5 protein-coding genes are annotated in these 4,095 nt (G+C 34.5%); all 5 read right to left on the reverse strand.

Annotation, left to right across the window (positions count from 1 at the left end; genetic code table 11):
* Positions 1-80 precede the first annotated feature (80 nt).
* Positions 81-380, reverse strand: a complete 300-nt coding sequence (locus AB1414_16785) for a hypothetical protein (GenBank protein ID MEW6609072.1) — start codon at positions 378-380, stop codon at positions 81-83.
* A gap of 374 nt (positions 381-754) precedes the next feature.
* A complete protein-coding gene (locus AB1414_16790) occupies positions 755-1,636 on the reverse strand; it encodes a HEPN domain-containing protein (GenBank protein ID MEW6609073.1) in 882 nt (293 codons plus the stop codon).
* Positions 1,637-1,721: 85 nt separating this feature from the next.
* Positions 1,722-2,024: a UPF0175 family protein gene (locus tag AB1414_16795; protein ID MEW6609074.1), complete on the reverse strand. Its 303-nt coding sequence runs from the start codon at positions 2,022-2,024 to the stop codon at positions 1,722-1,724.
* Complete coding sequence (locus AB1414_16800) at positions 2,025-2,513, reverse strand: hypothetical protein (protein MEW6609075.1); 489 nt, start codon at positions 2,511-2,513, stop codon at positions 2,025-2,027.
* Between the two features lie 214 nt (positions 2,514-2,727).
* Complete coding sequence (locus tag AB1414_16805) at positions 2,728-4,002, reverse strand: hypothetical protein (protein MEW6609076.1); 1,275 nt, start codon at positions 4,000-4,002, stop codon at positions 2,728-2,730.
* Positions 4,003-4,095: the final 93 nt, after the last annotated feature.

Consider the following 4,095-nt stretch of genomic DNA (forward strand, 5'->3'; position numbering starts at 1 on the left):
AAACGGATTAGGAATTAAATCCCCCTTTCAATTGTAGATAGGAATCAGAAAAAAGAAATATTGCTATATCTTATTGAAAATCAAATGGTTATGCTAAATTTTGCCTTTAAATAGAGAGGAAGTTCCGGTGTAGTATGAAGAGAAAGTTGATTATGGGAAAATAAAAGTTTCCTTTGCTTGATTTGACTTAGCCCGGCAGGATTCCAATAAATAGCAGTGGGGTCATCGGCTAGACCAACAAATGCACTACCCAGGCCTAAAGCCCGTGCTCCGATACCTATCTTCAAGAAAGAATAGGAGGTTTTACCTGCCTTAGCTTCTACTTTTTGTACGCTGAGTAAGCCAAGAAGTATCAGAAATGGTATCTTAAATTTTAACACACTTTCCTTCCTACACATAAATAGAGTTCAGCGGCGGTGGGCTTGTCCACCGTCCACTGTAATAACTTGATAATTCGTAACTATTTAGCCAAGTGAAGTGAAAGGTAAGGAGAGGTGGAGAAAGGAGAGAATTGGAGAAAAGTACAAAATCCCACATCCCAAATTATAAATCACAAACAAATTCCAAATTCAAAATCTATTTGTTTCCCCTGTAGATAATATCAACGGGGTTTAGAGTTTTGGTCATTGGATTTTAGAGTTTGTTTGATTTTTGGTGCTTGTGATTTGGCACTTCTTTTTATTCTCTCCATTTCCCCATCTTCTCCCTTTCTCCTTACTTACACAACTTCAGATGTCTAAAGTGTTACGATAATTCAAGTTGTAATTTTTTGCTCAAATTGCTTAAACTTTTCTCGACACTTTCTCAACGCCAACCTGCGTAGTTTCTTTACACGCTCTTCAAGGTATTCAAGTTCACGCTTGGTAATTTTATATGATTTCTTGTATCGTGCACCAATATATGCTTCCTTCAGAAGCTCAAACAGATGTTTTTCTTTGCCTTTTTCCCGTGGGAAAATCTCGGCGAAATCCGTATCAATTTTTTCCATTCGCTCTGTTAGTTTCTCTAAATCGTGTGTTCTTGGTTTATAGCTGGTAAGGACCAAAGAGGCACCACTGTATAGAGCTTCGGTGGTTTGGTGAAGGTTAAAAGCGGCTTTTTTATACCATCTTTTTTGAAAAGTAGCTTCAAAAACCCAAAAAGATTGCTTCGCATCTGGAAACCAGATTTTATAATCCTCCTTTGCCAGTGCCCTTTTTATTCCTGGGGTAAGCTTCCTTGCTCGTGCCAGTTGAAATCGTCTTGAGTCATAAAGGAGTATGCCTTCCTTTTTGACATCAGCATAGAAGTATCTGCCAACTGCGAGTTGTTCATTGACATGCTCAATATCTTCCCTAATAAGGTTTACTGGTGTATGGATATTGCGTCTGATTTGATTTTCAACTTTATTCCAAATCTTATAATCATCTACTATCTTCTCCTCCTTCACAATCACCATAATGTCAAAGTCACTTTCATAACTCGTGAAATGTTGCTCTTCAGCATCATATCGAAAATCGCGCTCCACGAAGTCTCCACGGGCATAACTGCCAAACAGAATAATCATCTCGACTTTTGCTGCTGCACGAATGATTCCAACGATATCTTCGAGTTCCTCTCGTTTATACTCCGGAAGATGGTTTATGCTTGTTTTCATAATTAATCCTTAATAATTCAGTTAATAACTTCATGTCAATATTTTCACCAAAAAACTCTAACAACTTCAACTCTCCACTTTTTTCTCATCTTACCTTCCCTTCAATTTCTTCATTAGTTAAATTAATTATTGGAATACCCTCTTCTTCTAATATTTTTTGAGTTTCCCAGTAGTTCAAACCAAGTAATTCTGCTGTCTCTCTTAAAGTTATCTTCCTATTCTTGTAAGCAGTAATAACTTCTTGCTTCATTATAGACCCTAATCCCATTGCTATCAATTGTCGTATAGCTGTTGAGACATCCTCATAGTGTCTTTTTGCGTAATAATTAACTTTCTGTAACAGGTCATCATTTAAAACTGTTCTTACTTCTATCATCTTTTGTTCCATTTATCCTTCCTCCCTTATTAAAGATTTATACTTCTCTAAGTTACTCTTAGAAAGCCTCTTATAATAATATAAGTTTTGTAGGTAGCTAACATATTCATCGCTACTCAAAATCTCCTTTTTTACTCTCTCAAATAAGAACTCAGGAGAATTCATTACTCTGAATCCTTCAAGTTTTGCTTTTCTATATAATTCAGTATCGTCAACAAATACATAATGAGCATTTTTATCTTTAGCTAATAAAACTACTTGAGTATCAACTTTTGCAATATTATTAAATTCTTTTTCACTTTCTTTCTTAATTATCTTTTGATCAAACACTCTTTTAATAATTATAGCATCAGAATAACCAGAGATAATACCATCCTCTACACATTCTCTATAAACTCCTTCTGGACAGATTATCTTTCCTTCTATTTCCGTTAGCCACTCAATTACTCCAATTTTTGATAAAGATATCAACATTGAAGTATCAATAACTATTTTCTTCATTAAGTCACCTTTCAATTATACTCCTGCTAATGCACATGATGGAGTAATAACTTCTACTTTAGTAACTACTAATAGCCCAAGAAATATACTTACTATAAAACTGACAAAGTAACAAGGTAATAAATTGACAAATGTAACAAGTTAGCCTTATATCATATTACCATAAGTGAGAAGCACTGTCAATAAAAAAACAGCAATTGGCAATACATACATTTTACTTAATTATTACTAATCTCTTCACAATGGTCTTGTTTGTCCCATCAACAAAATCTACCGTAAAGATATAGATATAAAGTCCACTGGCAATATCTAAAATATCCCATTCAAGTTGACTGTATCTTCCCTGGTCTCCCTTTCCTTTTAGAGTTGTTACCCAATCATAGCTAATATCGTAGATGTCTATGGTTATATCTGCATCCTTTGGTAGATAATATCTGAAGGTGAGCTTATCAACATCTTTAGCCGGATTAGGGTAGCTATAAACGATTATATCTGCGGTTGGCGTATAAATTCCCTCTGAGGCTTTTAATAGATATAATTTATCTGATAAAACTAAAATATCATTAACTCCATCTTTATCTACATCTGAGGTGACTAAATGGGTTATTTTATCATTAGGCAGGAGGGTATAACTCCACAGTTTATTAAGCTCATCATCTAAAACGATAATCTGGTCATCCTGAGAATAAGTAATTATCTCTAAGTGCCCATCACCACTAAGGTCATTAATACATCCTACTGCTATTTTAGAGCTATGATTAAACTGAGTAAGCAGGTTAAGATTACAATCAAGCATTATAACCTTACCAACATCACTCCCAACAACTATTTCCTTCTTACCATCTTGATTAAAATCTGCAATAGCCATCCCTCTTAATCCATAATTGGTTATAAATTCATGGATAATATCACCATTTGCAGGATTAAGGATATACACTCCACCCCAATCATTATTATCATTTAAAATCCAAACGATGATTTCTTCCTCACCATTTCCATCCATATCAGCAATAGCTACATTCGTGCCAGTAGATACAGAGCCAATTTTTTTAACCCATTTCTCATTACATGAGTCATCCAGACAAATTACATAACTATACCAATCACTTGTCCCATTATAAGTTCCAGGCTCAAGGCTAATTTTAGAGGCATAGGATTGAATGGCAACAAAAGAGTCATTAACAGCACCAATTTCAGCGTCTGCACCTAAGGAGTATGTGCCTATTTCTTTAATTTTTTCAGTGATGATACCATCTCCATACTTTATTCTGGACATAACTACCTTACGGATGGTGACACTACCTATCTCATCTACCTTCCCAAGTTGGGTAATAATGGTATTGGTGCCTAAGAAAGATATATTCTTTATCTCATGGCCAAAGTCAAATAGTGAATAAACTTGAGTATTTTTACAATCAATAATTCCAACTACACCTATTTCATTAGCAAATAAGATTTCTAACGGAACTTCCTCTCTATTTAAAGGCAAAATTTAGCATAACCATTTGATTTTCAATAAGATATAGCAATATTTCTTTTTTCTGATTCCTATCTACAATTGAAAGGGGGATTTAATTCCTAA

The sequence above is a fragment of the bacterium genome, assembly GCA_040755795.1.
Lineage (GTDB): Bacteria > UBA9089 > CG2-30-40-21 > CG2-30-40-21 > SBAY01 > JBFLXS01.